We start from the raw sequence: 25,772 nt of genomic DNA, 5'->3' as shown, positions 1-25,772 counted from the left end.
AGGCAGATATAATGCTGAACGTTTTTAAAGAGAAATATGGAAAGATACTGCTGGTCGCAGGCGCGATAACCGCCTGCGCCGGCATCCCCGGCACGGCGTCCGCGCTCACCTGCGTGGACTGCCACGGCAACCCGCCGGTGGACAACGCAAGCCGCGTCGGTGGCACCGTCGGCCAGTTCCCCGGCTCGCACAACAAGCATGCGGGTTCCGGCACCGGGCAGTACGCCTACGCCTGCACCAAGTGCCACGTGAACAACGCCGCTGCGAACCACTCCAACGGCAACATCGACATGGCGGTGCCGATCAACGGCAACACCGGTGCGACCTACGGCAAGGGGACCAGCTTCGCGGTCTCCAACAACGCCCTGGCAGGCCAAACCTGCTCGGCCACCTACTGCCACTCCGACGGCACCTCGGTGGCCACCGGGGCCGCTGCCACCGGCAGTTCGCCGAACTGGGGAACGAGCACCACCTGCACCAGCTGCCACGGCAGCGGCGGGACCACGGGCGCACCCAGCTATACCAACGTCAGGGCTAACCCCACCGCCGTCCCGACCAGCACCGGCTGGACAACCGGCACCAACGCCATGGTGGAGGATGGCCTCTACGCGGTCTACAACACCACCACCCAGCAGCCGCTGGTGCTGACCACCTTCAACCTCACTGGCGCAGGACTGACTACCGGCGATACCATCACCGGCATCTCCGTCTCGGTGCACGGTCTCGCTGCCTCGGGCCTCATCAACGTGGCGCTCACCAAGACCGGCAACACCACCATTGCCGGTACAGCGAAAACCGCCACCATGCCGACCACCGACGGATGGGTCACGGTCAACACGACTCCGACCGACCTCTGGGGCACCACCTGGACCGTTGCTGACCTGCAGGCGGCCAACTTCGGCGTCATCGTGAAGGACAACGACACCACCGCCTCCAACATCCAGATCGACTGCGTCAGGGTCGTGGTGTACACGGCGGCCGAGCCGAAGATGAACAGCCACGCGTCGCACGCCTCCAAGACCTGCGACGTCTGCCATAACGCGACCACCACCGACGGCACCACCATCGCCACTACGGCAAATCACGCTGCCGGCAGCTACAGCGTTGTCGCCAAGACGGGAACTACCTTTACCTATGCCTACAACGTGGCCGGGAGCACCTGTTCGACCGTTTCCTGCCACGGCAACGCCATCTGGGGAGTGTCCGTGTTCAACTGCGTCTCCTGCCACAACGGAGTTCTCAATACTTCGGCTGCCACCCAGGCCCTGGGCGGACCGACCACCCGCAGGAACGTGGTCGCCGAGATGAAGAGCACCTGGAGCCACAAGCGCTCCACCAACGGCGGCACCCCGGCCAACACCGTCGTCAATGCCGCCGACTGCATTGTCTGCCACATGGAAGGCGACAAGACCACCGGCAAGACCACCGCGGTGCACGGCAACGGCTACATCAACCTGCGCGACCCGGACACCGGGAACAACATCAAGAACGTCACCTGGAACGGTGCGACTCCGGGAGCGTACGTCGAAGGGACGACCGACGTCCAGTTCACCCAGTTCAGCCGCAATCTCGGCGTACTTCTCGAAAACGACCCGAACTGGCTGATCATCGCCGCTATCCAGCAGAACCACTGCCTCAAGTGCCATGACGCTGGGGGCGCCACCAACGCCAACGCCAATGTGCCGACGACCGGCACCCCGATGCGTCCCTTCGGCGTTGCCATCACCGGCCATGTTGCTCCCTTCAACAGCAACGGTTCTGGTAACGTCGTCAACGTCGTGGCCGGCTTCACGACCACCAACGCTTCCTACCATCCGGTCATCGGCAAGCAGAACAACAGCTACGTGCAGGGCGCCCAGATGGTGGCTCCCTACAGCGGCGTCACCAAGACCAACGGAAACAACACCCAGTACGGGCCGCTGATGTCCTGCTGGGACTGCCATGCAACCCTGGGGCAGACCGGCGTGCAGACCGCCACGGTCACTGCGCACGGCGGAGCGGTCACCCTGCGTGGTCCGATCAGGGCCGCGGGAACCACCGCTACGACCAACCTCTGCGTCAACTGCCACGCGACCAAGTACGCGACAACCTCCACGCAGCATGGTACCGGCTCCGCGTTCACCGTCGGCAAGAGCAACATGGGCACCACGACCTTCAACAACTGCTCCTACTGCCACGGCTACGGCGTTGTCGGCGCGACCTACTCGGCTACCAGCGTCGCTCGTCCGCTGCGCATGGAAGAGGCGCACGGCTTCAATGACAGGGTAGTAGGTACCGTCGGCTCCAAGTGGTCCGGCGGCAACAGGCCGTACGCCTTCATACGCAACACCCTGAGCAACTGGTCGCCCAAGTCGGCAGTAGGCGACACCATCTCCTCGCCCTCGACGTGCACCGGTACCGGCGGCACCTGCGGCAATGACATGAGCAATAGCAGTAACGGTCTGGGCGGCGTGTACTAAGCAGCCCAAAGCGTTGGCTGAAAGATCATTACCCCGCCCACCAGGGCGGGGTTTTTTTCTTGAGTGACCGGCCAAAGTCCACGACCGGCGAGGTGTAGCAAGGGCTGCGCCCTCGCAGGCGCAGCGGAAACAAGGATCGATGTATGACAGGAAGCATGAAAGCAATGTCCCTGACTACGGTGTTGGCGCTCTGCCTCACCGGGTGCCAGAAGGAATCAGCAAAACCACAAGACCTCTCCTTGCTCACTACGACCACCACGGTCGCCGAAATCCCTGGAGGATCGCAACAAGGCGGCGCCTGGAACGCCAACGCCATTCGCAACGTTCCCCAGGTGGAGTTCAACGCCACCGGGCGAGGTTTCTTTTACACGGCGGAGCAGGGAGGGAAGTTCCATGTTGTCCATAACGGCAAACGGGGGAACTCCTATACCAATATTTTGACCCCTACGCTCAGCCCGGATGGACAGCGCCTCGCTTACCAAGCCTACGTGGAGGACAAACTGCGCATGGTTGTAGATGGAAAGGAGGGGGAGGTCGTCGATGAGTTGGAGATTCCCTTTTTCAGTCCGGACAGCCGCCATGTCGCGTACCAGGCCAAAACAGGCGGACGCTGGTATTTCGTCGTCGATGGCCGGAGCTTCCCCGCCTACAGGACGGAGCACAACCAGTTCGGCTTCAGTGCGGATGGCACCAGAATGGCTTTCGTGGACAGCCTGGCGGAAGGCGCCAAGCCGCGGTTAATCGTCACCGACCTCGACTTCAAGAAGCAATGGATTCGGGAAGCGACCGGCACAGTCATGGTCATAAGCGAAGACAAAACGAGGATCGCGGCTACCTCTGACGTGCAGGGGAAACAAAGGGTGATTGAGCTGAGTCTCGCCAAGCCGGACCAGGTCAAGGAAGGGGCGCTGTACGACAGCATCAAGGACCTCGTCATCAGCCCGGACGGATCGTCGGTGGCATATGTCGCCGAGAAGGGCGGAACCAGGCTCCTCGTGTGCAACGGTCAGGAAAAGCCCTTTCCCGTCGGTAAGCTGGTGGGCCAGATCGTCTTCCGCCCCGGCAACACGGGGGTCGGCCTCCTGACTGATTCCAACGGTAGCTGCGCCTTTCATGAACCCTTCTCCGGCAGCGAGCCTGACGTCCGGCGCTACGACGAGGTTGGCGAACTGGCGTACAGCAAGGACGGCAAGGGCCGCGTGTACCTCGGCCGCAAGGTGACCCCTGGCGTGACCGGGAAGAGCATCTTCGCCGTGGTGAACGGCAAGGAAGGGCCGAGGTTTGACAAGGTCACCGGCCCGACTTTTAGTCCGGATGGCAAGCGGGTGGTCTACCGGGTCCGCCATGAAGGCAAACGTTTCGTTGTGGTCTCGGACCTGGACGGCAAGATCATCCGGCAGGACCCGGTGCATGAGATGGTGTTCCCCCCGGTCTTCTCGCCTGACGGCAAATTGCTCGCCTACGGTGTCAAGGATGGCGGCAAACTTGTCTGGAACGTGGAGAAGCTGTAATGGCAAAAATAGAAGCACCCGATAACGAAAACGACGGCGAGCGCTTCCCGCTGGAACCGCGCGTTCACCCGGTAAACAGGACACTGCGTGCGATTTACGACTTCCTGGCATCCGCCAGGCTCGCCATGGTCCTTCTGGTGGCCATCCTGGCCTGCTGCGTGGTCGGCGTTACGCTGTTCCGCGGGCAACGCTCCGGCGAGATGATCTTCGACACCATGTGGTTCAACGGCCTCCTGGTGTTCCTCATCGTCAACGTCGCCTGCTGTTTCTTCGGCAGGATCTGGGGGCGCAGGGTCACCCTGATTTCCTTCGGAATGATCCTGTTCCACCTCAGCTTCGTTGCGATGTTCATAGGGATAATCTACAACAGCCTGTTCTTCTTCAGGGGGGCGATGAGGCTCACCGAAGGGGAGACGGTCCAAAACGGAGAGCGCCAGAGCTACGACCAGGTGTCGATGGGGAGGTTCTTCAACGTCTTGTGGCTCAAGGGGGAAACCACCCTCAATGCCATGCACATGGGCTACAAGCTGGACGGTGTGGAGAAGAAGAGGGCCTACGACATAACGGTGGGTGAGGGAGAGGCCAAGAAGCAGGAAACCATCTACCTCACCAAGAACCTCAATTACAGGGGATTCAAATTCTTCCCGGACCAGGAAGGGTACAGCGTCCTGACGGTTCTTTTTGACAAGCAGGGGAAGGAGCTTTACGGCGCCTATATCCCGCTGCAGAGCCTCAAGCACGACGCCAAATCTACCTTTTACACCACCGGGACCAAGACCGGCCCAGGCAGCCTCACCTTCCCGTACGCCCCCGAGAAGCCGCTCTTTGACCTCCAGGTGGCGTATCGTCCGGACCCGGTGCAGCCGAAATCAGGAACAGCCTTCTTCATGGTGAAGCCTCTTGGTTCCCCCCTGAGCATGGCGGACCAGCAGACCTTCGAGAAGAGCCAGACCCCGCTCGGGGCGATGTACGACGCGGGCGAGTACCGCCTTTCCGCGCGGGAGGTCCGTTACTGGGTCAGCATGAAGGTGAGCTACGAACCGGGCCAGATCATCGTGCTCAGCAGCCTCTGGGTCGGACTGTTCGGTATGATACTCACCACGGTGGGGCGGATTATGAAAGGGCGGCGGGATTGCCTGAAGGCCTGATTGGACGCGGGACCCGGAACAGGCCGGCGGCCACGATCTACTGCCGGTACAGTTTCGCGTCGGATTCGTCGAGCAGGTAGCGGTAGGGCGCGACCGGCACGTTCTTCGCGGTAGCCAGGGGATACAGGTACAGGTTCCAGGCCAGCATCGTCACCAGTACCAGGTGGTAGAGACGGGCATTGACCCGCCCGGTCACCTCCACGACCAGGCAGCCTATGGCGGTGAAGGCGAAGGGGAGCAGCGGCGCCGCGGAGTAGATGAAGGTGGGACGCTTGACCTCGATGAAGAGGGAGTAGGTCCCCAGAAACAGCAGCACCGGCAGGCCGAGCTCGAGCGATTTGCGGCGCTGCGCCAGAACCGCGAGCAAGACCATGGCCGGCAGGGTGGCGATCCAGACCGGCAGGCTGTTCATGTAGAGAATGAATTCGCCGCGGTCGGCACCGATGAAGGTCCCCTGGCCGACGGTGACGGAGCGGATGAACCATTCCAGCGCGGAGGTGTGACTTAAGAAGACCATCTCCGGGTTGTAGTTCTCCGGCCGGTAGGTCTGCAGCGAAAAGTAGGCGTCCTGTATGAACTGGAGGAACTCGGGGAAAGCATAACCGCGCATGAACCAGAAGTAGTAGGAACCGATGAACACGCTGGCCGGAATGAAGAGATAGGTCGCCGTGATGAAGAACGCGGTCCCCACGCTACGATAGTTCCGGTTCTCTTTCAGAAGCAGCAGGTAGATCAGCAGCCAGCAGGGGACGTAGTACCACTTGGTGGCCAGGGCGCACCCCATGAAAAAGGCGCTCGCCGCGACGAGCCAACTGCGCCCGGCGTGCCTTTGGTAGAGCACGATCGCCGCGAGGAAGAAGGCCCCGCCGTAGATCTCCTCGAAGGTGTAGCGGGACATGACGATGTGCAGGGGGTCGGTGGCGAGCAGCAACCCCGCCAGCAGCGCGGCTTTTCTCCCGCCGCTCACGTTGCGCGCGAAGAGGTAGGTGAGCACGCAGGCGACCGCTCCGAACAGGATGTTCCTCATGCGCCACCCGTACGGGTTGTCGCCGAAAAGCTGCAGGAAACCGTACATGATGATGTGGCGCAGCGGTGGATGCTCCCAGTTGTCGGGCTCGAACTGTCCGTTGAGCCAGTAGTTGGTTCCGGCGGGGACGTGGGCCATCTCATCGCCCCATCTGAAGCTGGGATAGCCGATGTCGTAGAACCTCAGGCCGAAGGCGAGCAGGAACAGCAGGCAGACAAGGATTATCTCGTTTCTCTTCATTTGCGGTTGCCCTGGTAGATGACGGTGATGTCGCTGGAGATGCCTTTGCGGGTGAGCAGATCCTGCGCCTGTCTAGCGTCGAACACGTCGCCGTTGATGTAGACCAGCACCTGCTCGGGGATATGCGGCAGCGACGAGGGCGTGGTTCCGATCATCGGGAGGCCGTTCAGGTCGTACAGCGAGACGCCCCTCTCCAGTCCCGCAATGGGCTTTATGACCTTGGTTGTTGGTTGCTGCAGAAACTCCACCCAGTTCTCGTCGGGGACGATGAAATAGAGCTTGCGGATGACATTCTGGAATATGGAGTACTCGATCAGGTTGGAATGCTCCAGTTGCGGCTCGCCCTCGTAGTTGAAGCGGCCGTGCATGTGCGGGTAGCGGTCGAAAAGAACCAGCGTCCTCCCCTTGACCCCTTTGTGTTGCCATACATGGTATGCCTTTTCGGGCGATGCCACGGTGACGGTTTCTCTTCCTGGCGCGAAGATCCTGTGGCCGGTGCCATGATTGTTGTCAACGGCAATGACCGCGATAAGCAAGGCGGTGGCTGCCAATGACCAGACGGTTTTGTGTCGGTACATGGTTGCAATCCCGGGAGTGGTTTCAGGTCGCACAGGCCGATGCGCACGACTGTGTGACGCGGCGGTTCCGGCCGGCACAACAGCGTCCCGGACCGCTGCCACACTATGAATGAACAGGGCTTTTTCGTCAAGGCGCATGAGTCTCCTCTCCTTCAGAACCGAGGGCCTGATACTGGTGACAATCGTTACTCTTTGGGACTCGTCCGGGCTGTCATAGAAGAGCTACAGTGTGCGGAAAAGCTGAAACCAGGCGGGAATCATAAGGTTTGACATGGCAGGATGGTGCATGTTTTAATGGGTGGTCCGGCGCTACAGCCTGAGTGGGCAGTACTGTCGGAAACCTACTTCTGGAGGTGAATGGATGAAAGCCGAACTCTTGTTTTTCTGGACAGCCGTTGCACTGTATGGCTTGAGCACATTCTGTTACATCTTCGGGTTCATCGCGAACTATGACAAGCTGTTCCGTGCCGGTCTCTTTAGCGCACTGGCCGGCTTCATCCCTCACGTCATAGCGATCGCCATGCGCTGGGCCGCTTCGGGGGCCGGGGTGACCCCGTTCATCTCCATCTCCGAGTCCCTCAGCCTGGGCGTGTTCATGACCGTCCTCATCTTCCTCATTTCCGAGTTCACCATCAAGAAGGTACTGCCGCTGGGCGCGCTGGTCATGCCGGTGGCCTTCGTCCTTCTGGGGTGGGCGGGTACGCTTTTGAAGGAGGTCGCGGCGACCATCGCCCCCGCCCTGCAAAGCGGCTGGATCTGGGTCCACATCACCGGCGCCACCATCGGCTTCGCCTCGGTCCTCCTCGCTGCCGGCATGGGCTTTCTGTATCTCTTCAAGGAGAGAAACGACGCGGGGCTCGCGGCGAAACTGCCGGAGCTTGCGACCATCGACAGGCTGTCCTACCGCTTCGTCGCGGGGGGCTTCATCATGTACGGCCTCATGATCATCTCCGGGGCCTACTGGTCCAACACCGTCAAGGGCAACTACTGGAACTGGGATCCGGTCGAGGTGTGGTCGCTCATCTCCTGGCTCATCTACGGCATCTATCTTCATTTGCGGGTCACCTTCGGCTGGCGCGGCACCAGGCTTGCCTGGTATTCCCTCATCGCCGTCGTGGTGATGATCGTGAGCTACTGGGGCATTCCCTTCGGCGTCGAAACCTTCCACGCCGGTTTCAGGATTCAGCACTGATTCAGTTTCTTTGGTAGGAGATTCACCGCATGCGCATAATGTTCGTCCCCTTCTTACTGGTGCTTTTTGTCGTTTCCGGCGTGTTCGCGTCGCCGTCACCGGAAATCATGATGAACCGGCCCTCCATGATCAGCCCGCACGGCGGCGGCACGGGCGGCCTCGGGCCCGCCAGGCCTATGGCCGACGTCATCAAGGATGCCACCCTGCCGGGTTACCCCAACAAGAAGATCGGGGACGCCTTCGAGAAGTACGGCTACTTCAAAGAGAAACACTGGTACGAGACCCGTGGCGCGGCCGGCAACTTCTATGTCGACTTCCGCGGCTCCAGCCCGACCGGGTGGTTTGATTTCAAGGGGCGCCGGGCCGGTATCGCCGAGAAGGGGGTGGTGCTGAAGTTCGTCATCTATCCCAGCGGCGAGTACGGTATCGTCATGGCGTCGAGGACCGTGCAGACCAAGGACGGCAAGACCACGGCATATCCCATCTCCGACATCAAGGGTGTGGTGGATGCCATCTACGCCAACAAGAAGCTCGACCTGTAATCCCGGCGGGGCAACGCAGTCAAGGTAATACATGAAACTTTGCATCATCTTTCCGCCGCTTCCCTTCGGCTGGACACCGGTAGCTCCCCCAATCCTGGAATACCTGGCGGCGCTGACCCGCCAGGCGGACCCCTCCATCGAGATCCAGCTGATTTCCGGCAGCGCGACCCCCGACGCCTACAAGAGCGTCGACTGCGACCTCGCCGCCATCAGCATCCTGACCCCCACTGCGGTCTCAGGCTACAACATCGCGGATTCCCTCAGGGCGCGCGGCATCAAGGTGGTCTTCGGCGGCATGCACGCCTCGGCCATGCCCGAGGAGGCGAAGACGCACGGCGACGCCGTGGTCATCGGCGAGGCGGAGAGCTGCTGGCCGCAGGTCCTCAAGGATTTCCGTGCCGGGACACTGCAGTCCTTCTACCGGGGCGAGCAGCTGGAGCTCATCAACATGCCGACGCCGCTCTACGGCATGCTCAAGAACAACCACCAGTTCCGCATCGTCAACACCTCGCGCGGCTGCCCCTTCAACTGCACCTTCTGCTCGGTGAAACCCTTCTTCGGCGCCAAGATCCGCTTCCGTCCCATCGAGGACGTGGTGCGCGACGTGGCCGCCATCCCCGAGAAGATGTACGAGATCGGCGACGAGAACATCTGGTGGAGCTCCGAGACCAAGCGCGCCATCGAACTCTTCACCGCGCTCAAGGGAAGCCCCAAGAAGTACATGGCCTTCGGCAGCCTGGGCCCCGTGCTGGCGCCGGAAGGATCGCGCATGCTGAACGCTGCGCGCGAGAGCGGCCTGTTGTCGGTCTGGGTCGGTTGGGACGCCATCTCCGAGAAGAGCCTCAAGGCGTACAAGGCCAACGGCAAGATCGGGGTGGACCGTGAGCGCGCGGTCAGGACCCTGAAGGACCACGGCATCGATGTCTCGCTCTTCTACATGCTTGGATCGCGCGAGGATACCTTCGACGACTTCAAGCGCGCAGTCGAGGTGGCTGATAGGCTGGGCGTTTCCATGCACCCGTCGCTGGTGGTCCCCTACCCGGGGACGGTGCTTTCCCGCGAGTACGAGCCCTACATCTATCCCGAGCTTGGGTGGGAGTACTACAACGGCTCCTACGCGCTCTTCGATCATCCCGATCCGATGATGACGCCGGAGCTGAGGGAAGAGCATTTCTACATCAGCCTCCTGGAGCAGTTGAGTCTCCCCCGGGTGCTGCGGCACATGATGAAGGTCCCCATGGCCGGTTTCCCCTACGCGCACATCCTGTCGCTCATGTCGCAGCTGCCGGTGCGAAAGGGCGTGAAAATCGCCTTCGAGCAGTGGAAGGCGAACAGGGAGTCGGTGCGGGCGAAGAGGCAGAGGTAGGGTAGGGCTGGGGGGAAACCTTCCCCCCTCCCGACCTCCCCCCTCCAGGGGGAGGAGGGTGGACAGCGGCCCCGGCGTTCCCGCCCCCGGAGGGGGAGGGACAGGGAGGGGGAAGCTTGTCGCCGCAGTGCCGGCCGCAAGACACAAAAAAGCCCCCGCGGCGCCTTGGGCACCTGCGGGGGCTGATGTTGCTCTCTTGAAATTGCGCTACTTCGTCTTGTGCTGACCTACTTCTTCTGCTCCGGCGCCGGCTTTTCCGACTGGAGCCCGGCGGGGTGATCGACCAGCTTCTGCTTTTCGGCTTCGGTTACGAACCAGTCGAGCGGGCGCTCGGTCTGGTCCTTGAAAGCACCAAGCGACCGGTCACGCAGCTCGGCGGCTTCCTTGTCCGCCTGCGAAACGAGGATCTCGTCCACCACCTGCGGACAGGAGGCGACCGAGCCGGGGCGCGCCTCGATCTCCTCGCGCACGCTAGGGGCCATCTTCGGGTCCTTCGCCAGACGCATCTTCAGGTCGATGGAGAAGTTGGTGTAGGTCTCCAGCATGCGGAAGATGGCGGAGTCGCCCATGGGTCCCATGGTGCGCTCCTCGTCGGGCAGCGGCGAAACCTTGCCGTTCTCAATCTTGGCGCGGCCGACCATCTCGCAGCTTCGGCCGTTGTCGGTGGTGTAGCCCAGGTTGTCGGTGATGACGGCCAGCACGGTCGGGACGTTGGCCAAGTCCCAGTGGGCCAAAAGCCCGACCTCGCCGTCGGGAAGCGGGGACAGGTCGTCGATGTTCATGGCCAGTACGCGGGACCACGGCGGCACCGGGCGGGCCAGCTTCTTCTCGGGAAGCCCCTTGACGTGACGGCGCAGCGCGTCGTCGAACAGGTTGGTCGCGGTTTCCGCCTCGCCCAGAACGTTCACGCAGTAGTGGCGCGGCACGTCGAGGATCTCCTGGACCATGTTGTAGTAGTCGTCGCGGGTGACCACGCCGAAGCGGCCGCGGTACCCGCCGCCGTCGCAGACGCGGCTGCCGGCGGGGAGCTTGAAGGTGATCTTCTTTCTGCGGCAGGCCTGGAAGAAGTAGACGTAGGCGGCGGTTGCGCCGATGAGCGCCACCGGGACGCCGCTCGCCTCGGATTCACGCAGCGCCTTCAAAAGGTTCTTTACGTCGATACCGGTCTTGCCGAGAAGAAACATACTGTCCGGCGTGCCGAAGGCCTGGCGGGTCTGGTCCATGCCGATGGCCATCCCCATGGAAGGGGCCATCTCCGGACTGGGCGCGAGGATCAGGATGCGGCAGCGCTTCCCTTCCTCGAAGTCCGGGAACAGGAAGGAGTTGGTCATCATCTTGTTGGCGCCGAAGACGAGCCTCTTGCCGTCCTCGTCACGGAAAATGCGGCCGCGCTGGGTGAGACTCGTGGTGCCGCCGGTCAGGCAGGCCATCACCGACTGCTCCAGCGGGAATGACGCCACCAGGTGGGTCTTGAACACGTCGTTGTAGACCATGGGAACGTCCTGCCAGCGGCTGATGTCGCCCGGGCGGACCTTCTTCAGGTCGCAGAACTCGCGGAAGATGGCGTTGCTGTTGTACTGCAGCTCGAAGAGTTGCATGCAGTAGTCGTTGAACCTCTCATCGCTCAGCTCGGCGTCCACTCCGGCTTCGATGATGGCGACGATTTCGTCGGTGAGACGGTGGCTCAGGCTCTGTGTCTCGGACATGAAGAACTCCTTTAAAAGAAGACTTTTACAGCGGCTACTATACTAGCCATTGGTTGTATAGCAGTCAAGACTATTATTGTGACTATTAGTTAAGCAAATTTCCTTTTTCGAACTGGACTTCTGCGCACATTTTAAGCAGAATCGCCCGTCCTGTACTGTATCATCAGGCCTGCCTGGCTGTGTCAGGTTCCGATTTAGTAATGCAGATATTAAAGCGATTATAAATGAGTCTTTTCATTTTCATTTTTTCGTCATGTATGGCATATTGTAATGCAAAAATAAGCAGAAACGTTTCTTCGATTACAGCTTCCACATAAACAAGGAACAGGTTATGAGCATTAAAAGAGTTGCCCTGGTCACGCCGCCGTACCACTCCGGTGTCGTCGAGTCGGCCGGGACCTGGCTCAACGTCGGCTTCGTCTACATCGCCGGGTCGCTGCGTGCCGCGGGGTACGAGGTCGATTACTACGACGCCATGAGCCTGTGGCACAAGTGGCCGGAGATCGAGGAGCGCCTGCGCGCCTTCGCACCCGACGTGGTCGCCACCACCTCCTTCACCGCTTCCATCGCGCACGCGCTGGAGTTGACCGCGCTGGCGAAAAAGATCAACCCGCAGGTGGTCACCGTGCACGGCAACGTCCACGCCACCTTCTGTTACGACGAGATCCTGAAGGCGGAGCACGACACGGTCGACTTCGTGGTGCGCGGCGAGGGGGAGGTCACCCTGGTCAAGCTGCTCGACTGCCTGAATGCCGGCGGCGACCCCGCCACCGTGCCCGGGCTTTCCTTCTGGCGCGACGGCGCCGTGGTCGCGACGCCGAAGGCCGCCCCCATCGCCGACCTCGACTCGCTCCCCATGGCCTGGGACCTGGTGGAGTGGCCCATCTACCGCTACCGCGCCAAGAACAATGCGCGTCTGGCGATCGTCTCCTCCTCGCGCGGCTGCATGGAGAAGTGCTCGTTCTGCTCGCAGCAGCTCTTTTGGGAGCGCTCCTGGCGCGCGAGGAGTGCCGAGAACTTCGTGGCGGAACTGGAGCTTCTCCGCGACAGCTACGGCGTCGAGGTCGCCATGCTCTCCGACGAGATCCCGACGTTCGACCGCGAGCGCTGGGTGCGCATCCTCGACCTGATGATCGAACGCAAGGTCGGCGTGAAGCTCCTCATGGAGACCCGCGTCGACGACATCCTGCGCGACGCGGACATCATGGATAAGTACCGCGAGGCGGGCGTGGAGCACATCTACGTCGGTGTGGAAGCGGGGGACCAGGAAACCCTGGACCTCTTCAACAAGAACACCAAGGTGGAGCAGTCCAAGGCGGCCATCGACATCATCAACAACGCAGACATCGTGTCGGAGACCTCCTTCGTGCTGGGGATGCCGGACGACACCCCCGAGAGCATCGCGAAGACCATCGAGCTCGCCAAGCACTACAACCCGGACATGGCCTTCTTCCTCGCCATCGCACCGTGGCCCTACGCCGAGCTCTACCCCGAGCTGGAGCCGTACGTGGCGACCACGGACTTCCGCAAGTACAACCTGGTGGAACCGGTGATCAAGCCGAAAAACATGACGCTGGAGGAGCTGGAGCGCGAGCTGGGCAGGGCGAGCCAGAAGTTCTTCATGCACAAGTTCCAGAACCTGCACCAGCTTTCCCCCTGGAAGCAGGAGTTCATGCTCGCGGTGTTCGACATCCTGATCAACAACTCGTACCTGGCCGGCCAGATGCGGGCCATGATGAAGCAGGGTGGGCAGATGCCGCCCGAGGTGCAGGCGCTGGTCAAAAGCGTGAAGGGGATGCAGCGGGCGCAGGATGATGCCCAGTCGCACCCCCACACCTTTGCGCCGATCCCCTGACACGGCTCGAGGAGCGCAATGGATAGGATTAAAAAAATCGCCGTCGTTCTGAACGGTTTCATCCACGATTTCATGACCGGTTACTGGCTCTCCGCGCTGATCGCCATCCGTCTTTTGCACGGCTATCGGCTGGAGGCACCGCCGGTCGCCGGGACCCTGACGCAGATCGAGCATTTTTTCTTCTGGAACAGCGTCGGAGCTGCCGTGGTCATCTTCGCCACCGGCGGGATGCGCAGCTTCACCTACGTGGACAACTTCTACGGTGCCGAGACCGAGAAGACCAGGCGCAAGATGCTGGTGATCAAGCACGTGGTGCTGCTCGTCGTAGTAGGCGGTGGAATTTACTGGGGGTACTGCACGGCGTTCAGTTGACGAACTCCGGGCTCAGCCCGGGAAAGGGTCTGGCATGAATTTCCTGATCATTGAAGATTCTGAAAAAACCGCGGAACAGCTTCGCAAAGGTTTGGCGGAGGTCAGCATCAACGCGGACATCGCCGGCGACGGCCTGAAGGGGCTCGCCATGGCGAAGGAGAAGGCGTACGACCTGATCATTCTCGACCTGATGCTTCCGGGCATCGACGGCTTCGAGGTGGTGAAACGGCTGCGCCAGGCGGGAATGAGCACGCCGGTGATCATGCTCACCGCGCGCGACGAGGTGCACGACCGGATCTGCGGCCTGCAGTCCGGGGCCGACGATTACCTGGTCAAACCGTTCTCCTTCGGGGAGCTCTGTGCCCGCATCCAGGCGCTTTTGCGCCGCGGCCAGGTGCTGCAGCAGGACGAGGTCCAGGTGGCCGATCTTACCGTCAACTTCTTCGCCCGCAAGGCGACCCGCTCCGGAAAACACCTGGAGTTGACCCCCAAGGAGTTCGCGCTCCTCTCCATGCTGATCCGCCGTGCCGGCGAGGTGCAGTCACGCCTGCGCATCGCGGAGTCGGTATGGAACCTCGGCTTCGATGCCAACATGAAGATCGTGGACGTGAAGCTGGCGGGGCTGCGGGCCAAGGTGGACGGCCCCTTCGACAAGAAGCTTATCCACACCGTGCGCGGCGTGGGCTACGTCCTCGAGGACCGCGATGAGTGATTCATCCCCCTCCCCGGAGGAAACCGCACCACGGCGTACCCGGTCCATGGCCCATAACCTGGCCGTGCTGTACATCATCTCCATCCTCGTCGGCTTCACGCTATGCGCATCCCTTCTGTACTTCAAACTGGTCCAGCACATCAACGATTCCGGCGCCGAGCAGCTGCAGGCTGAGATCACATCGGTGCGCGCCCTGCTGTCCACCCCTGCCGGCCTCAACGCCATCAAGCAGATGATGGCCGCGGAAGCACGGGGCGAAGACGCCACCACCAACTGCATCCTGATGCGCGTGGTGGACCGTGAAGGGGAGGTCATCGTCGACTGTCCCAACTTGAGGGGAACCGTCCCCGACTCCGCCTTCCCCCCTGCCGGCGATACCAGGGCCAGAAAGTACCAGGGCCGCGCCGGCGACTTCCTGCTGAGGACCGCCAAGCTCTCCGATCCGGTCTCCGAGGCTCGCGGTTGGCGCCTGCTCATCGGGCTGGACCTGGCCGAGCACAACAAACTGATCAACGTCTACCGGACCTATCTCGTTCTCTTCGGCCTGGGTGCCTTCCTGTTCGCCATTCCCAGTTCCTACGTCGTGGTAAGACGGGGGCTCAAGCCCCTGGATGATTTCTGCAACTCGATCAAGAACATCACCGGTAGCCGGCTCAGCACCAGGCTCGAAGCAGAAAGTTTCCCGACCGAGATGCATCCCGTAGTCGATGCAGTGAATGCCATGATGGTCCGCCTGGAGAGCTCCTTCCAGAGGCTGTCGCATTACTCGGGCAACCTCGCCCACGAGCTGCGCACGCCGATCAACAACATGATGCTGGAAGCGGAGATCGCCCTCTCCCAGGAAAGGACCCCGCAGGAGTACCAGGAGATCATCTCCTCCAGCCTCACGGAGTACGAACGGCTGGCGGCGGTGATCGACAAGCTCCTCTTTTTGGCCCGTGCCGACAACGAGAAAAACGACCTGATGTTCGAAAGACTGGACGCGGGGGCCGAGGTCGAGGAGGTGGTGGACTACTTCTCCGAAGAGGCCGGCGCTGCCGGCATTTCACTGGTCAGCTACGTCGAAGCGTCCTTCTGGGGGGACCGGACCCTGTTCCGCCGAGCTCTCAGCAACCTGATCAGCAACGCCCTTACCTACACTCCGGCCGGAGGTGAAGTGACCATCTTCTCGTCCGAGGGAAGTAACGGCGAGGTCGAGATAAGCGTTGCGGATACCGGCTGCGGTATCTACTCCGAGCACCTGCCTTTTCTTTTCGACCGGTTCTACCGGGTCAAATCCGGCTCGCAGCACAGAGGCACCGGCCTCGGCCTTGCCATCGTGAAGGCCATTATGGAGATGCACAACGGCGACGCTTCCGCATGGAGCCGTCCCGGGCACGGAACCACCGTGACACTGCACTTCCCGCCGCATCCGTCGTTACAGGCGCCACCCGACGAGAGGGAGTGACCGGGGGGCGCTGCCATGGCCATCCCAACCGCTACACCTCGTTCCCGTTCGCATCCCGGCACGGCGCAGCCGTAGGAGAATGCGAAACGCGTACTTCCACATTTCTTCCACATTTGTTCCTCATTCTGCCGGTACCATCGGCGTGCTTTCTCCACCAACACCACACAGCGGGCAACAAGTTGCAGGGGCGTCTCTTACCTCCTCTTCGGGACGTCCCTTCTGGGGGGCGGCAGGTCCGATGATCTGCCGCCCCCCACTTTTTGAGATACGGGGCACCATGGCAATGGCAAAGGCGTCAGTGTTGTTGGTTGACGACGATCAGAAGTACCGCCGGCTGGTGGGCAGCATCATCGCCGACTCCGGATTCGAAGTCAGCCAGGCCGGCGATGCGGAGGAGGCACTGGCCGCCTTGGCCGACAAGCGGTTCACCCTGATGTTGACGGACCTGCAGATGCCGGGGCTGGATGGCCTCGAGCTTGCGGCCCTGGCGCAGCGGCTGGACCCTGACATGGAAATAGTGCTGGTCTCGGCAGCGGTTTCCACCGAGGTGCAGGCGCGCGCCTGCCGACTCGCGGTCCCGATGGTCGACAAGCCCGGCAGGGTGGATGAAGTCCTGGCCGTCATTGCGTCCTTGCGTTGAAGGTTTAAACAACAAAAGCCGCTGTCCCTTCTTGGGGGCAGCGGCTTTTTCGTGGGGCAAACGGGGCGAATGATTATTCGCCCCTACAGGTGTTACGGCAACCTTGGCGTTGCTATGCGCAGGCGGCGTTGGCGCGCTCGCGCTCGGTGGCGTCGTCCATCACCTTGTAGGCGCAGAACTCGCCACACATGGTGCAGGCGCCGTGGTCGGCAACGCCGGACTCCTCGCGCAGACGACGCGCCTTGACCGGGTCGATGGCGAGCGCGAACTGACCTTCCCAATCGAGCTTCTTCCTGCAGCGCGCCATCTGGTTGTCCTTCTCGATGGCCCCCTTGACCCCTTTGACGATGTCGGCGGCGTGGGCTGCGATGCGCGACGCCATCACGCCCTCACGCACGTCCTCGACGCTCGGGAGCTTCAGGTGCTCGGACGGGGTCACGTAGCACAGGAAGTCGGCACCGGCCGCGGCGGCGATGGTCCCGCCGATGGCGGAGGTGATGTGGTCGTAGCCCGGGGCGATGTCGGTGACCAGCGGCCCCAAGACGTAGAAGGGGGCGCCATGGCAAAGACGCTTCTGCAAAAGGATGTTGGCCTCGATCTGGTTCAGCGGCATGTGGCCCGGACCCTCGATCATCACCTGCACGCCGTACTCCTGGGCACGCTGGGTGAGCTCGCCCAGGATGATCAACTCGTGGATCTGAGCGCGGTCGGTGGCGTCGGCCAGGCAGCCGGGGCGGAAACCATCTCCCAGCGACAGGGTCATGTCGTACGCCTTGGTGATCTCCAGCAGACGGTCGAAGTGCTCGTAAAGCGGGTTCTCGGCGTTGTTGTGCGCCATCCACTCGATGGTGAAGGCGCCGCCGCGGGAAACCACGTCCATGATGCGCCCTTCCTTGCGCATGCGCTCGACGGTGGAGCGGGTCACGCCGCAGTGCACGGTGATGAAGTCGACGCCGTCCTCGGCATGCTTGATGACCCCCTGGAAGATGTCTTCCACGGTCATCTCGACGATCGCCTTTTTGTGCTTTCTCACCGCGTCGAGTGCCGCCTGGTACAGCGGCACGGTGCCGATGCAGGCCGGGGTCTCCGCGATCACGGCGCGGCGGATCTCGTCGACCGGGCCGCCTGTGGAGAGGTCCATGATGGCGTCGGCGCCGCTGGCCACCGCCACACGCGCCTTTTCCAGTTCCTTGTCGATGTTGAGGTCGTCGGCGGAGCTGCCGATGTTGGCGTTGACCTTGGTCCTCAACCCCTTGCCTACCGCGAGCGGGGTGCCGTTCACGTGCTTGTTGTTATGGCAGATGATGATGTTCCCGGCGGCGATCCCGGCGCGGATGAACTCGGCGTCGACCCCCTCGGCGAGGGCTGCCGTCTTCATCTTGTCGGTGATGATCCCCTTGCGGGCGTATTCCAGCTGGGTCATGGTTGCTCCTTTTTAAGGCTCGTTCTTTACTGAATTCTTTGCGTCGCTCTTGTGGTGCCAAAGAGAACGATGCTTTGCATGCTCCTCCCCCCGGAGGGGGAAGGCTGGGAGGGGGGAAGCAGGCTGAAGTCGCTACGCGTCCCCCTCCCTGTCCCTCCCCCTCCGGGGGAGGGGACGCTTGGCCCACCTATAGGCGCCGCGCTTATTTCCCTACTCCCCCTGCTCCCGTGCCGCCAGGAAATGGTTCACCGGTCCGTGTCCCTTGCCGAGCGGCTGGGAATACTTGATGGCGCGGGTAACAAACAGCTTCGCGCGCAGAATCGCGGTCGGCAGCGGCTCTCCCTGGGCCAGGTTGCTCGCGATGGCGGAGGCCAGGGTGCAACCGGTGCCGTGGGTGTTGCGGGTGAGCACGCGGGGCGCGCTGAAACGGGTGAAACTGTTGCCGTCGAAGAGGATGTCGGTCACCACCCCTTCGGTCAGGTGCCCCCCCTTGACCAGCACGTGCCTGGCGCCCATGAGGTGCAGCGCGCGGGCGGCCAGTTCCATCCCGGCGCTGTCGGTGATGGTGAGGCCGGTGAGGGCTTCCGCTTCCGGGATGTTGGGGGTGACCAGGTAGCTGGCCGGCACGAGCCGTTTTTTCAGCACCGAGAGCGCCTCGTCCTCGAGCAGTGCGACCCCGCCCTTCGCGCTCATCACGGGATCGAGCACCACCATCCTCATCTCGTAGGCCGTCAGCTTGTCGGCCACGATCTCGGCGTTTTCCGGCGAGCAGAGCATGCCGATCTTCACCACGTCGATGGGGATGTCCGACAGCACAGCGTCGATCTGCTCAGCCAGGAATTCGGGAGGGGAGGGGTGGATGCCGGTGACGCCCCGGGTGTTCTGCGCGGTGAGGGCGGTGATGGCCGAGGCGCCGTAGCTCCCCAGCAGCGTGATGGTCTTGAGATCTGCCTGGATGCCGGCGCCGCCGCCCGAATCGCTGCCGGCAATGGTGAGCACCGCGCCGCGCGGTTGCATCTGGGTGCGGTTGAACAAAAGCGACAGTTCCGTCGCGGCCAGGCCGGGCGAGCGGGAGGAAAGGACCGCGGAAATGACCGCTATGGCGTCCGCCCCGGCGTCGATGACCGGGCAGGCGTTGTCCCTGGTGATGCCGCCGATGGCCACGATAGGGATCTGCACCTGCTGCCTCAACTCGGCCAGTACTTCCGGGCTTTGCAGGTACTCGACGTCTTTTGTCTCGGTGGGGTAGAGGGAGCCGAAGCCGATGTAGTCCGCACCCGCCTCCTGGGCGGCGAGCGCCTCTGCGACAGAATGGGTGGAGATGCCGATCAGCTTCTTCGGCCCAAGGGCGGCCCGCGCCGCGGCCGGGTCGCCGTCTTCCTGTCCCAGGTGCAGTCCGTCGGCGTCCAGCGCCACTGCCAGTTCCAGGTCGTCGTTCACGATGAACTGCACCTGGAACTCGGCGCACAGGTGTTTCAGGTCGCTTCCCAGCGCCAGGCGCTCGTCGAAGCTGCGCAGCTTGTCGCGGTATTGCAGCAGCGTGACGCCGCCGCTGGAGAGCGCCTCACGTACCCGGGGCACCAGGCGTTCGCCCTGGTCCGTGATCAGGTACAGTCCAGCTACACGCCGTTCCTTCCCGCTGTGGTCCACTACGAGTCTTAACAAGGCACACCTCTTAAACCAAACCGAAAACCGTTGGCCACGGAGAAAATCTGAGAACTTCTGAGAAAACCAAAAACAAAGCTTTTGGGGTAAAGCAAAACCAACCGTTGGCCACGGAGAAAATCTGAGAAGTTCGGAGAGAAACTTACAGGCAAGGCTTCGGGGGTAACCCAAAAGATTTGTCTTTCTCAGATTTCCTCAGATTTTCTCCGTGGCCAACGATTTAGTCTTTAAAAATAAAAAAGCCGCGACGAGGGGTCACGGCTCCAGGATAAAAAGGTCGGAGTACGCGCCGCTTCCCTACGCCGGTACTACCCGGATCAGGTTCAAAGGGTTCAGGATCAACCTGTCTCAGTTCTGGCGAACTCCCCTAGCTGGCTTTTGCTGAGGCCGTAAACATAATGGAATCCTCTTGCAAAGTCAATCGCTTTCGGGTTTTTGCCTTTACACTCAAGGGCTAAAGTGGTAGAAAAATCTGTGGCCGGGACTGTCCCGGCCTGATTTCATTCAGATATACCGATACGGGATTTCGCGATGGACAGTCGTCCGACGGTGGTCGAGATAGATCTCGCCGCACTCAGGCACAACTTCGGGTTGGTCCAGAAGAAGGTGCCCCAGGGGTGCGGCATTCTTGCCGTGGTCAAGGCTGATGCCTACGGCCACGGTTTCCAGTACGTTTCCGAGGAGCTGGAGAAGCTCGGGGTGGACGCCTTCGCCGTTGCCTTCCTGGCGGAGGGCGTGCAACTGCGCATGAGCGGCATCTACCGGCCGGTGCTTATCCTGGGCGGGGTCTATCCCGGCGAGGAGAGGCGCTGCATCGGGTTGAACATCTCCACCGCGCTCTACTCGCTGGAGCAGGCGGCCGCGCTCGACCGGGCGGCCCTGGAGATAAAGTGCTACCGCAAGGCGAAGATCCACCTGAAGGTCGATACCGGCATGGGACGCCTCGGCGTCACCTGGGACAACGTGCCCGAATTCCTCGAGCAGTTGAAGCAGTTCAAGAACCTGGAGATGGAAGGGATCTTCTCCCACTTCGCCAGTGCCGACGAGCTCGATCCGGACGGCCTCGCCTTCACCAAGCTTCAGGCCGAGCGCTTCAACGCCGCAGTCGTCGAGGCGAGGCGCCAGGGATTCGATCCCCGTTATGTCCATGTCGCCAACAGCGCCGCCATTCTCGCCGCCGATCTACCCTTTTGCAACCTGGTACGGCCGGGCATCATCCTCTACGGCGCCGCGCCCAGCCGCGATTTCGCCGATGAAAACTCAGCGTTGCCGGTCATGAAGCTGAAGAGCCGGGTGGCCATGCTCAAATGGGTGGAGCCTGGGACCAGCATCAGCTACGGCAGGCGCTACGTCGCCGACAAGCGTGCGCTCATCGCCAGCGTTCCCGTGGGCTACGCCGACGGTTATTGCCGCAGTCTCACCAACAAGGGTGAGGCGCTGATCCGCGGCCAGCGGGCGCGCGTTGCCGGCACCGTCTGCATGGACTGGATCATGCTCGACGTGACCGATATCGAGGGGGTTGCCGTGGGGGATGACGTGACACTCCTGGGACCCGACCCCATGGGCGACCGCATCTCAGCCGAGGAACTGGCCCAGAAAGCCGGCACCATCCCTTACGAGATCATGTGCGGCATCGCCACCCGCCGCGTGCGCAGGGTGTATATTGGGTAAAGCCAGAACAAAACCTTTGGCCACGGAGAAAATCTGAGAACTTCGGAGAAAGCCAAAGGCTTTTGATTGGTGAAACCAAAAGCAGTTCTCGTTCCTTTGACGCAGATTTCCCCAGATGTTCTCCTTGTGAAAGGTTTTGTTCTGGTTGTTGCCGTTCTCAGATTTCCTCAGATTTTCTCCGTGGCTAACGGTCTTGTTTGTGAATTTGAGTTTAGGGGTGTTTATGACTGACAAGGTACGTCTTACAACGATGGTGCAGGCGGCGGGTTGAGCTGCCAAACTGGGCCCGGCGGGCCTGGAAGATGCCATCCGCGACATAACCCGCTCGGACGACCCCAACCTCATCGTGGGTGTCGAGGGCGCCGAGGATGCGGGGATCTACCGCATAGGGGAAAGCCTTGCCCTGGTGGAGACGACCGACATCATCACGCCGCTGGTGGATGATCCCTTTACCTTCGGCCGCATCGCCGCGGCCAACGCTCTCTCCGACGTCTACGCCATGGGCGGCAAACCGGTGACGGCGATGAACCTCGCCTTCTTCCCGGCCTGCTCGCTGCCGACCCCGGTGCTGGCCGCGATCCTCGCCGGCGGTTCCGATGCGCTCAAGGAGGCGGGTTGCTGCCTGGTCGGCGGCCATACCGTCGAAGACGACGAGCTGAAATTCGGCCTCGCGGTCACCGGCCTCATCGATCCCTCCCGCATCGTGAGAAACTGCACCGCCCGCCCCGGGGACGTCCTCATCCTTACCAAGCCGCTCGGGACCGGCATCGTCTCCACCGCCATCAAGGCGGAGATGATCGACGGCGCCCTGGCACAGGAAGCGATCGGCTGGATGACAGCGCTCAACGCCAAGGCGTGCGAACTGATGGTCGCCTGCAACGCTACTGCCGCCACCGACGTGACCGGTTTCGGTTTCATCGGCCACGCCTGCGAGATGGCGCTCGGCGCCAAGGTAACCTTCCGCATCGAACTCTCCCGGGTGCCCATCATGTCCGGCGTCCCGGCCCTCATCGACGACGGCATGGTCCCCGCCGGCTGCTACCGCAATCGCCAGCATTACGAGTCCCACGTCATCGGCTCCGGCGGCGATGCCTTGCTGCCGCTCTTCGACCCGCAGACCTCCGGGGGACTCCTCATCTCTCTTGCCCCCGACGACGCCCGTGATTTCCTTGCCCGTGCCGATGAGTCCGGCCTCTTCGCCGCAGCGATCGGCGAGGTCGAGCCCGCCGGGGGGAGCGCCATTGTCTTCGTCTAGGGGGCTCGCCGCCGCTTTCGACCTGGGCACCACCACCATAGCTGCGTCGCTTGTCGATCAGGCCACCGGAGAACGGCTGGCCGTCACCGGCGCCATGAATCCCCAGCGCCGCTGGGGAGCCGACGTCCTCGCCCGCCTCACCGCCGGGGAAGATCCCGAAACCCTGCGCGCGATGCAGTCCGTCCTGGCCGCCGAGATGGATCGCATGACCGGTGTGCTGTTGGACCAGGCCGGGGCGTCGCCCGCAGATCTTGTTCAAGTGGCCATCGCCGGCAACCCCTCCATGGAAACCATCGCCCTGGCCCTGCCGGTAGAGTCGTTGGCCCATCCTCCGTTTCGCCCCCTCTTTTCCGCCGGAAAATCCGTAACCACCCTCGACCTTGGCTGGAGCCGCGACTATCCGTGCTACCTGCTGCCGCTTCCGGGCGGGTTCGTCGGCGGCGACCTTCTTGCCTTTCTCTTCGGACTGCCTGAGGCGCCCGCACCCGGAACCCTCTTCCTGGACGTCGGCACCAACGCCGAGATCGCCCTTTTCGACGGCGAGCGTTACCTCGCCACCTCGGCCGCGGCCGGTCCCGCCTTCGAAGGTGGCAACCTCAAGTGCGGCATGGCCGCGCTACCCGGTGCGGTGAGCGGGGTCGAGATAAAAGGGGACAGGCTTCTTTTATTCACCATCGCCGGCGCTCCCCCCTGCGGTATTTGCGGTACGGGCGTCCTGGACACGGTGGCTGCCCTTTTGGAGCAGGGCGTCATCGATCCAACCGGCAGGCTCCTCCCCGCTGCCGAGATCGACTCCAACCTGGGCAACCGGGTGCAGGAGGTGAACGCAATCCCCGCCTTCGTGCTGCACCGGGACGCCAAAAGTTTCGTTTATCTCGACCAGGAGGACATCCGGGCACTGCAGCTCGCCAAGGGGGCGATGCGCGGCGGCATGGAGATCCTCCTGGGCAAGGCGAACCTGTCCATGGACGACGTTGCGCGGGTGGTGCTGACCGGTTCCTTCGGCGCCGTGCTGTCGCCGGATGTGCTAAAAAAGGTTGGAATTTTCAACGAAAAAATGGTAAGAATCACCGGATTTATCAAGGAAGGGGCGCTGGCCGGCGTGGAGCGCGTGCTGGTCGACGCGGATGGCTGCGAACGGATGGAACACCTGGCGCAAAAGGTCCGTGTCATTCCCCTTTCCGGCACACCGCTCTTCGAAAAGCACTTCCTGGCCAATATAGATTTCCCGAAACCCTAAAGACTTTAGCCACGGAGAAAATCTGAGGATATCTGAGAAGGACTGAACCTCTTCTGAAGGTTTTCTCGGATTTTCTCAGATTTTCTCCGTGGCAATTTTGGTTCTACAAAAAGGAGCGAGCAATGGCAAAGATTGGGCGCGCGCTGGTAAGCGTGTCGGAGAAGACTGGAGTGGTGGAATTTTCCCGGGCGTTGGCCGGCTACGGTGTGGAGATCCTCTCCACCGGCGGCACCGCAAAACTGCTGCGTGATGCAGGCATCCCGGTGAAGGACGTCTCCGAGTTCACCGGTTTCCCCGAGATGCTGGACGGCAGGGTCAAGACGCTGCACCCGAAGGTGCACGGCGGCATCCTCGGCATGAGGGAGAACCCGGCGCACGTGGCCAAGATGCAGGAGCACGGCATCGAGCCGATCGACATGGTGGTGGTCAACCTCTACCCGTTCGAGGCGACCGTGGCCAAGGAAGACTGCACCATGGAAGACGCCATCGAGAACATCGATATCGGCGGCCCGACCATGCTCCGTTCCGCTGCCAAGAACAACCGCGACGTTACCGTCATCGTCGACTGCGCCGACTATGCGCTCGTCCTGGACGAGATGAAGGCCAGCGGCGGCAGCGTCTCCCGTGAGACCAACTTCCGCCTCGCCGTCAAGGTGTACCAGCACACCGCCGCCTACGACGGCGCCATCTCCAACTGGCTCGGCGCCCGCACCGGCGAAGGCGTCGCCAAGTACCCGGACACCCTGACCCTGCAGTACCAGCTGGCCCAGGGGATGCGCTACGGCGAGAACCCGCACCAGTCCGGCGCCTTCTACGTCGAGAAGGGGGCCAAGGAGGCTTCCATCTCCACCGCGCGCCAGATTCAGGGCAAGGAACTCTCCTACAACAACATCGGTGACACCGATGCGGCGCTTGAGTGCGTGAAGCAGTTCGACCAGCCCGCCTGCGTCATCGTGAAGCACGCCAACCCCTGCGGCGTCGCCGTTGCCGGCAACATCATGGAAGCTTACGACCTCGCCTACAAGACCGACCCCGAGTCCGCCTTCGGCGGCATCATCGCCTTCAACCGCGAGCTCGACGAGACCACCGCGCGCGCCATCGTGGAGCGCCAGTTCGTCGAGGTGATCATCGCTCCCAAGGTCACCGAGGCCGCCAGCGAGATCGTCGCCGCCAAGAAGAACGTCCGCCTCATGGAGTGCGGCTTCTGGCCCGAGCAGCCCGCTGCCCGCTACGACTTCAAACGCGTCAACGGCGGCATGCTGGTGCAGGATGCCGACCTCGACCTCTTTACCGAGCTCAAGGTGGTGACCAAGCGCGCGCCGACCGACCAGGAGATGGAAGACCTCCTTTTTACCTGGCGCGTCGCCAAGTTCGTGAAGTCCAACGCCATCGTCTACGGTCGCAGCAACGCCACCGTCGGCGTGGGCGCCGGCCAGATGAGCCGCGTCAACTCCGCCCGCATCGCCGCCATCAAGGCCGAGCATGCCGGGATTCCGGTCCAGGGTGCCGTCATGGCCTCCGACGCCTTCTTCCCGTTCCGTGACGGCCTGGACAACGCCGCCAGCGTCGGCGTCACCGCCGTCATCCAGCCGGGCGGCTCCATGCGCGACGCCGAAGTCATCGCCGCCGCCGACGAGCACAACATCGCCATGGTCTTCACCGGGATGAGGCACTTCAGGCACTAATCAATTGACAATTGACAATGGACAATTGACAACGCCTC

At 62.2% G+C, this 25,772-nt stretch carries 20 protein-coding genes and 1 riboswitch; of the genes, 15 read left to right on the top strand and 5 right to left on the bottom strand.

What is annotated here, in order from left to right; translation table 11 throughout:
* Nucleotides 1-11 precede the first annotated feature (11 nt).
* From KP004_RS16700 to KP004_RS16690, 3 genes are all read left to right on the top strand, one after another.
* Nucleotides 12-2,459: a CxxxxCH/CxxCH domain c-type cytochrome gene (locus KP004_RS16700; RefSeq protein WP_216799560.1), complete on the top strand. Its 2,448-nt coding sequence runs from the start codon at nt 12-14 to the stop codon at nt 2,457-2,459.
* Between the two features lie 155 nt (nt 2,460-2,614).
* Nucleotides 2,615-3,970: a hypothetical protein gene (locus KP004_RS16695; RefSeq protein ID WP_216799559.1), complete on the top strand. Its 1,356-nt coding sequence runs from the start codon at nt 2,615-2,617 to the stop codon at nt 3,968-3,970.
* On the top strand, nt 3,970-5,118 hold the full coding sequence (locus tag KP004_RS16690) for a cytochrome c biogenesis ResB family protein (protein WP_216799558.1): 1,149 nt from the start codon (nt 3,970-3,972) through the stop codon (nt 5,116-5,118). The genes KP004_RS16695 and KP004_RS16690 overlap by 1 nt, the downstream gene beginning before the upstream one ends.
* Nucleotides 5,119-5,155: 37 nt before the next feature.
* Here KP004_RS16690 and KP004_RS16685 read toward each other — a convergent pair whose 3' ends face one another.
* Nucleotides 5,156-6,385: a phospholipid carrier-dependent glycosyltransferase gene (locus KP004_RS16685; protein WP_216799557.1), complete on the bottom strand. Its 1,230-nt coding sequence runs from the start codon at nt 6,383-6,385 to the stop codon at nt 5,156-5,158.
* Nucleotides 6,382-6,963, bottom strand: coding sequence for a hypothetical protein (locus tag KP004_RS16680; protein ID WP_216799556.1), 582 nt, complete (start codon nt 6,961-6,963; stop codon nt 6,382-6,384). The genes KP004_RS16685 and KP004_RS16680 overlap by 4 nt, the downstream gene beginning before the upstream one ends.
* A gap of 409 nt (nt 6,964-7,372) precedes the next feature.
* Between KP004_RS16680 and ccsA the strand changes: the two genes are divergently transcribed.
* From ccsA to KP004_RS16665, 3 genes are read left to right on the top strand one after another with little or no spacing between them, the layout of a single operon-like run.
* Nucleotides 7,373-8,155, top strand: a complete 783-nt coding sequence (gene ccsA, locus KP004_RS16675; protein WP_239026839.1) for a cytochrome c biogenesis protein CcsA — start codon at nt 7,373-7,375, stop codon at nt 8,153-8,155.
* A 29-nt stretch (nt 8,156-8,184) separates the two neighbouring features.
* Complete coding sequence (locus KP004_RS16670; RefSeq protein ID WP_216799554.1) at nt 8,185-8,697, top strand: hypothetical protein; 513 nt, start codon at nt 8,185-8,187, stop codon at nt 8,695-8,697.
* Nucleotides 8,698-8,728: 31 nt separating this feature from the next.
* The gene (locus KP004_RS16665; protein WP_216799553.1) at nt 8,729-10,063 is read left to right on the top strand and encodes a B12-binding domain-containing radical SAM protein; all 1,335 of its coding nucleotides are present in this window, start codon (nt 8,729-8,731) and stop codon (nt 10,061-10,063) included.
* 227 nt (nt 10,064-10,290) lie between these two features.
* On the opposite strand, the gene KP004_RS16660 is transcribed toward KP004_RS16665, so the two are convergent.
* Nucleotides 10,291-11,769: a LuxE/PaaK family acyltransferase gene (locus KP004_RS16660; protein ID WP_216799552.1), complete on the bottom strand. Its 1,479-nt coding sequence runs from the start codon at nt 11,767-11,769 to the stop codon at nt 10,291-10,293.
* 331 nt (nt 11,770-12,100) lie between these two features.
* On the opposite strand from KP004_RS16660, the gene KP004_RS16655 reads away from it, so the two are divergent.
* The 5 genes from KP004_RS16655 to KP004_RS16635 all read left to right on the top strand — a co-directional run bounded on the left by KP004_RS16655 (nt 12,101) and on the right by KP004_RS16635 (nt 16,795).
* Nucleotides 12,101-13,624, top strand: a complete 1,524-nt coding sequence (locus tag KP004_RS16655) for a B12-binding domain-containing radical SAM protein (RefSeq protein ID WP_216799551.1) — start codon at nt 12,101-12,103, stop codon at nt 13,622-13,624.
* Between the two features lie 18 nt (nt 13,625-13,642).
* Entirely contained in the window at nt 13,643-13,996 is a 354-nt protein-coding gene (locus tag KP004_RS16650) for a hypothetical protein (protein ID WP_216799550.1), read from the top strand.
* A 34-nt stretch (nt 13,997-14,030) separates the two neighbouring features.
* On the top strand, nt 14,031-14,708 hold the full coding sequence (locus tag KP004_RS16645) for a heavy metal response regulator transcription factor (RefSeq protein ID WP_216799549.1): 678 nt from the start codon (nt 14,031-14,033) through the stop codon (nt 14,706-14,708).
* 46 nt (nt 14,709-14,754) lie between these two features.
* A complete protein-coding gene (locus KP004_RS16640; protein WP_239026838.1) occupies nt 14,755-16,155 on the top strand; it encodes a heavy metal sensor histidine kinase in 1,401 nt (466 codons plus the stop codon).
* Between the two features lie 298 nt (nt 16,156-16,453).
* Entirely contained in the window at nt 16,454-16,795 is a 342-nt protein-coding gene (locus tag KP004_RS16635; RefSeq protein ID WP_216799547.1) for a response regulator, read from the top strand.
* A 112-nt stretch (nt 16,796-16,907) separates the two neighbouring features.
* Here KP004_RS16635 and thiC read toward each other — a convergent pair whose 3' ends face one another.
* Nucleotides 16,908-18,218, bottom strand: a complete 1,311-nt coding sequence (gene thiC / locus KP004_RS16630; protein ID WP_183350736.1) for a phosphomethylpyrimidine synthase ThiC — start codon at nt 18,216-18,218, stop codon at nt 16,908-16,910.
* A gap of 210 nt (nt 18,219-18,428) precedes the next feature.
* Nucleotides 18,429-19,883 (bottom strand): bifunctional hydroxymethylpyrimidine kinase/phosphomethylpyrimidine kinase, encoded by a 1,455-nt coding sequence (gene thiD / locus KP004_RS16625; RefSeq protein ID WP_216799546.1) that lies wholly within the window; start codon nt 19,881-19,883, stop codon nt 18,429-18,431.
* 277 nt (nt 19,884-20,160) lie between these two features.
* Nucleotides 20,161-20,262, bottom strand: a riboswitch (TPP riboswitch).
* 152 nt (nt 20,263-20,414) lie between these two features.
* On the opposite strand from thiD, the gene alr reads away from it, so the two are divergent.
* The 4 genes from alr to purH all read left to right on the top strand — a co-directional run bounded on the left by alr (nt 20,415) and on the right by purH (nt 25,734).
* Nucleotides 20,415-21,554, top strand: a complete 1,140-nt coding sequence (gene alr, locus KP004_RS16620) for an alanine racemase (RefSeq protein WP_216799545.1) — start codon at nt 20,415-20,417, stop codon at nt 21,552-21,554.
* 223 nt (nt 21,555-21,777) lie between these two features.
* On the top strand, nt 21,778-22,809 hold the full coding sequence (gene selD, locus KP004_RS16615) for a selenide, water dikinase SelD (protein ID WP_216799544.1): 1,032 nt from the start codon (nt 21,778-21,780) through the stop codon (nt 22,807-22,809).
* Nucleotides 22,796-24,049, top strand: coding sequence for an ASKHA domain-containing protein (locus KP004_RS16610; protein ID WP_216799543.1), 1,254 nt, complete (start codon nt 22,796-22,798; stop codon nt 24,047-24,049). Before selD ends, KP004_RS16610 begins: the two co-directional genes overlap by 14 nt.
* Before the next feature lie 122 nt (nt 24,050-24,171).
* Nucleotides 24,172-25,734, top strand: coding sequence for a bifunctional phosphoribosylaminoimidazolecarboxamide formyltransferase/IMP cyclohydrolase (purH, locus tag KP004_RS16605; protein ID WP_216799542.1), 1,563 nt, complete (start codon nt 24,172-24,174; stop codon nt 25,732-25,734).
* The last annotated feature ends 38 nt before the right edge of the window (nt 25,735-25,772 follow it).

The sequence above is a fragment of the Geomonas oryzisoli genome, assembly GCF_018986915.1.
Classification (GTDB): domain Bacteria; phylum Desulfobacterota; class Desulfuromonadia; order Geobacterales; family Geobacteraceae; genus Geomonas; species Geomonas oryzisoli.
The sequence above is the reverse complement of the archived record's forward strand: the minus strand, read 5'-3'. Positions and strand labels throughout refer to the sequence as shown.

Excerpts from the sequence above, each read along its gene's own strand:
- KP004_RS16700 (WP_216799560.1), top strand. The coding sequence starts at position 12 with ATGCTGAACGTTTTTAAAGAGAAATATGGAAAGATACTGCTGGTCGCA.
- KP004_RS16695 (WP_216799559.1), top strand. The coding sequence starts at position 2,615 with ATGAAAGCAATGTCCCTGACTACGGTGTTGGCGCTCTGCCTCACCGGG.
- KP004_RS16690 (WP_216799558.1), top strand. The coding sequence starts at position 3,970 with ATGGCAAAAATAGAAGCACCCGATAACGAAAACGACGGCGAGCGCTTC.
- KP004_RS16685 (WP_216799557.1), bottom strand. The coding sequence starts at position 6,385 with ATGAAGAGAAACGAGATAATCCTTGTCTGCCTGCTGTTCCTGCTCGCC.
- KP004_RS16680 (WP_216799556.1), bottom strand. The coding sequence starts at position 6,963 with ATGTACCGACACAAAACCGTCTGGTCATTGGCAGCCACCGCCTTGCTT.
- KP004_RS16670 (WP_216799554.1), top strand. The coding sequence starts at position 8,185 with ATGCGCATAATGTTCGTCCCCTTCTTACTGGTGCTTTTTGTCGTTTCC.
- KP004_RS16665 (WP_216799553.1), top strand. The coding sequence starts at position 8,729 with ATGAAACTTTGCATCATCTTTCCGCCGCTTCCCTTCGGCTGGACACCG.
- KP004_RS16660 (WP_216799552.1), bottom strand. The coding sequence starts at position 11,769 with ATGTCCGAGACACAGAGCCTGAGCCACCGTCTCACCGACGAAATCGTC.
- KP004_RS16655 (WP_216799551.1), top strand. The coding sequence starts at position 12,101 with ATGAGCATTAAAAGAGTTGCCCTGGTCACGCCGCCGTACCACTCCGGT.
- KP004_RS16650 (WP_216799550.1), top strand. The coding sequence starts at position 13,643 with ATGGATAGGATTAAAAAAATCGCCGTCGTTCTGAACGGTTTCATCCAC.
- KP004_RS16645 (WP_216799549.1), top strand. The coding sequence starts at position 14,031 with ATGAATTTCCTGATCATTGAAGATTCTGAAAAAACCGCGGAACAGCTT.
- KP004_RS16640 (WP_239026838.1), top strand. The coding sequence starts at position 14,755 with ATGGCCCATAACCTGGCCGTGCTGTACATCATCTCCATCCTCGTCGGC.
- thiC (WP_183350736.1), bottom strand. The coding sequence starts at position 18,218 with ATGACCCAGCTGGAATACGCCCGCAAGGGGATCATCACCGACAAGATG.
- alr (WP_216799545.1), top strand. The coding sequence starts at position 20,415 with ATGGACAGTCGTCCGACGGTGGTCGAGATAGATCTCGCCGCACTCAGG.
- purH (WP_216799542.1), top strand. The coding sequence starts at position 24,172 with ATGGCAAAGATTGGGCGCGCGCTGGTAAGCGTGTCGGAGAAGACTGGA.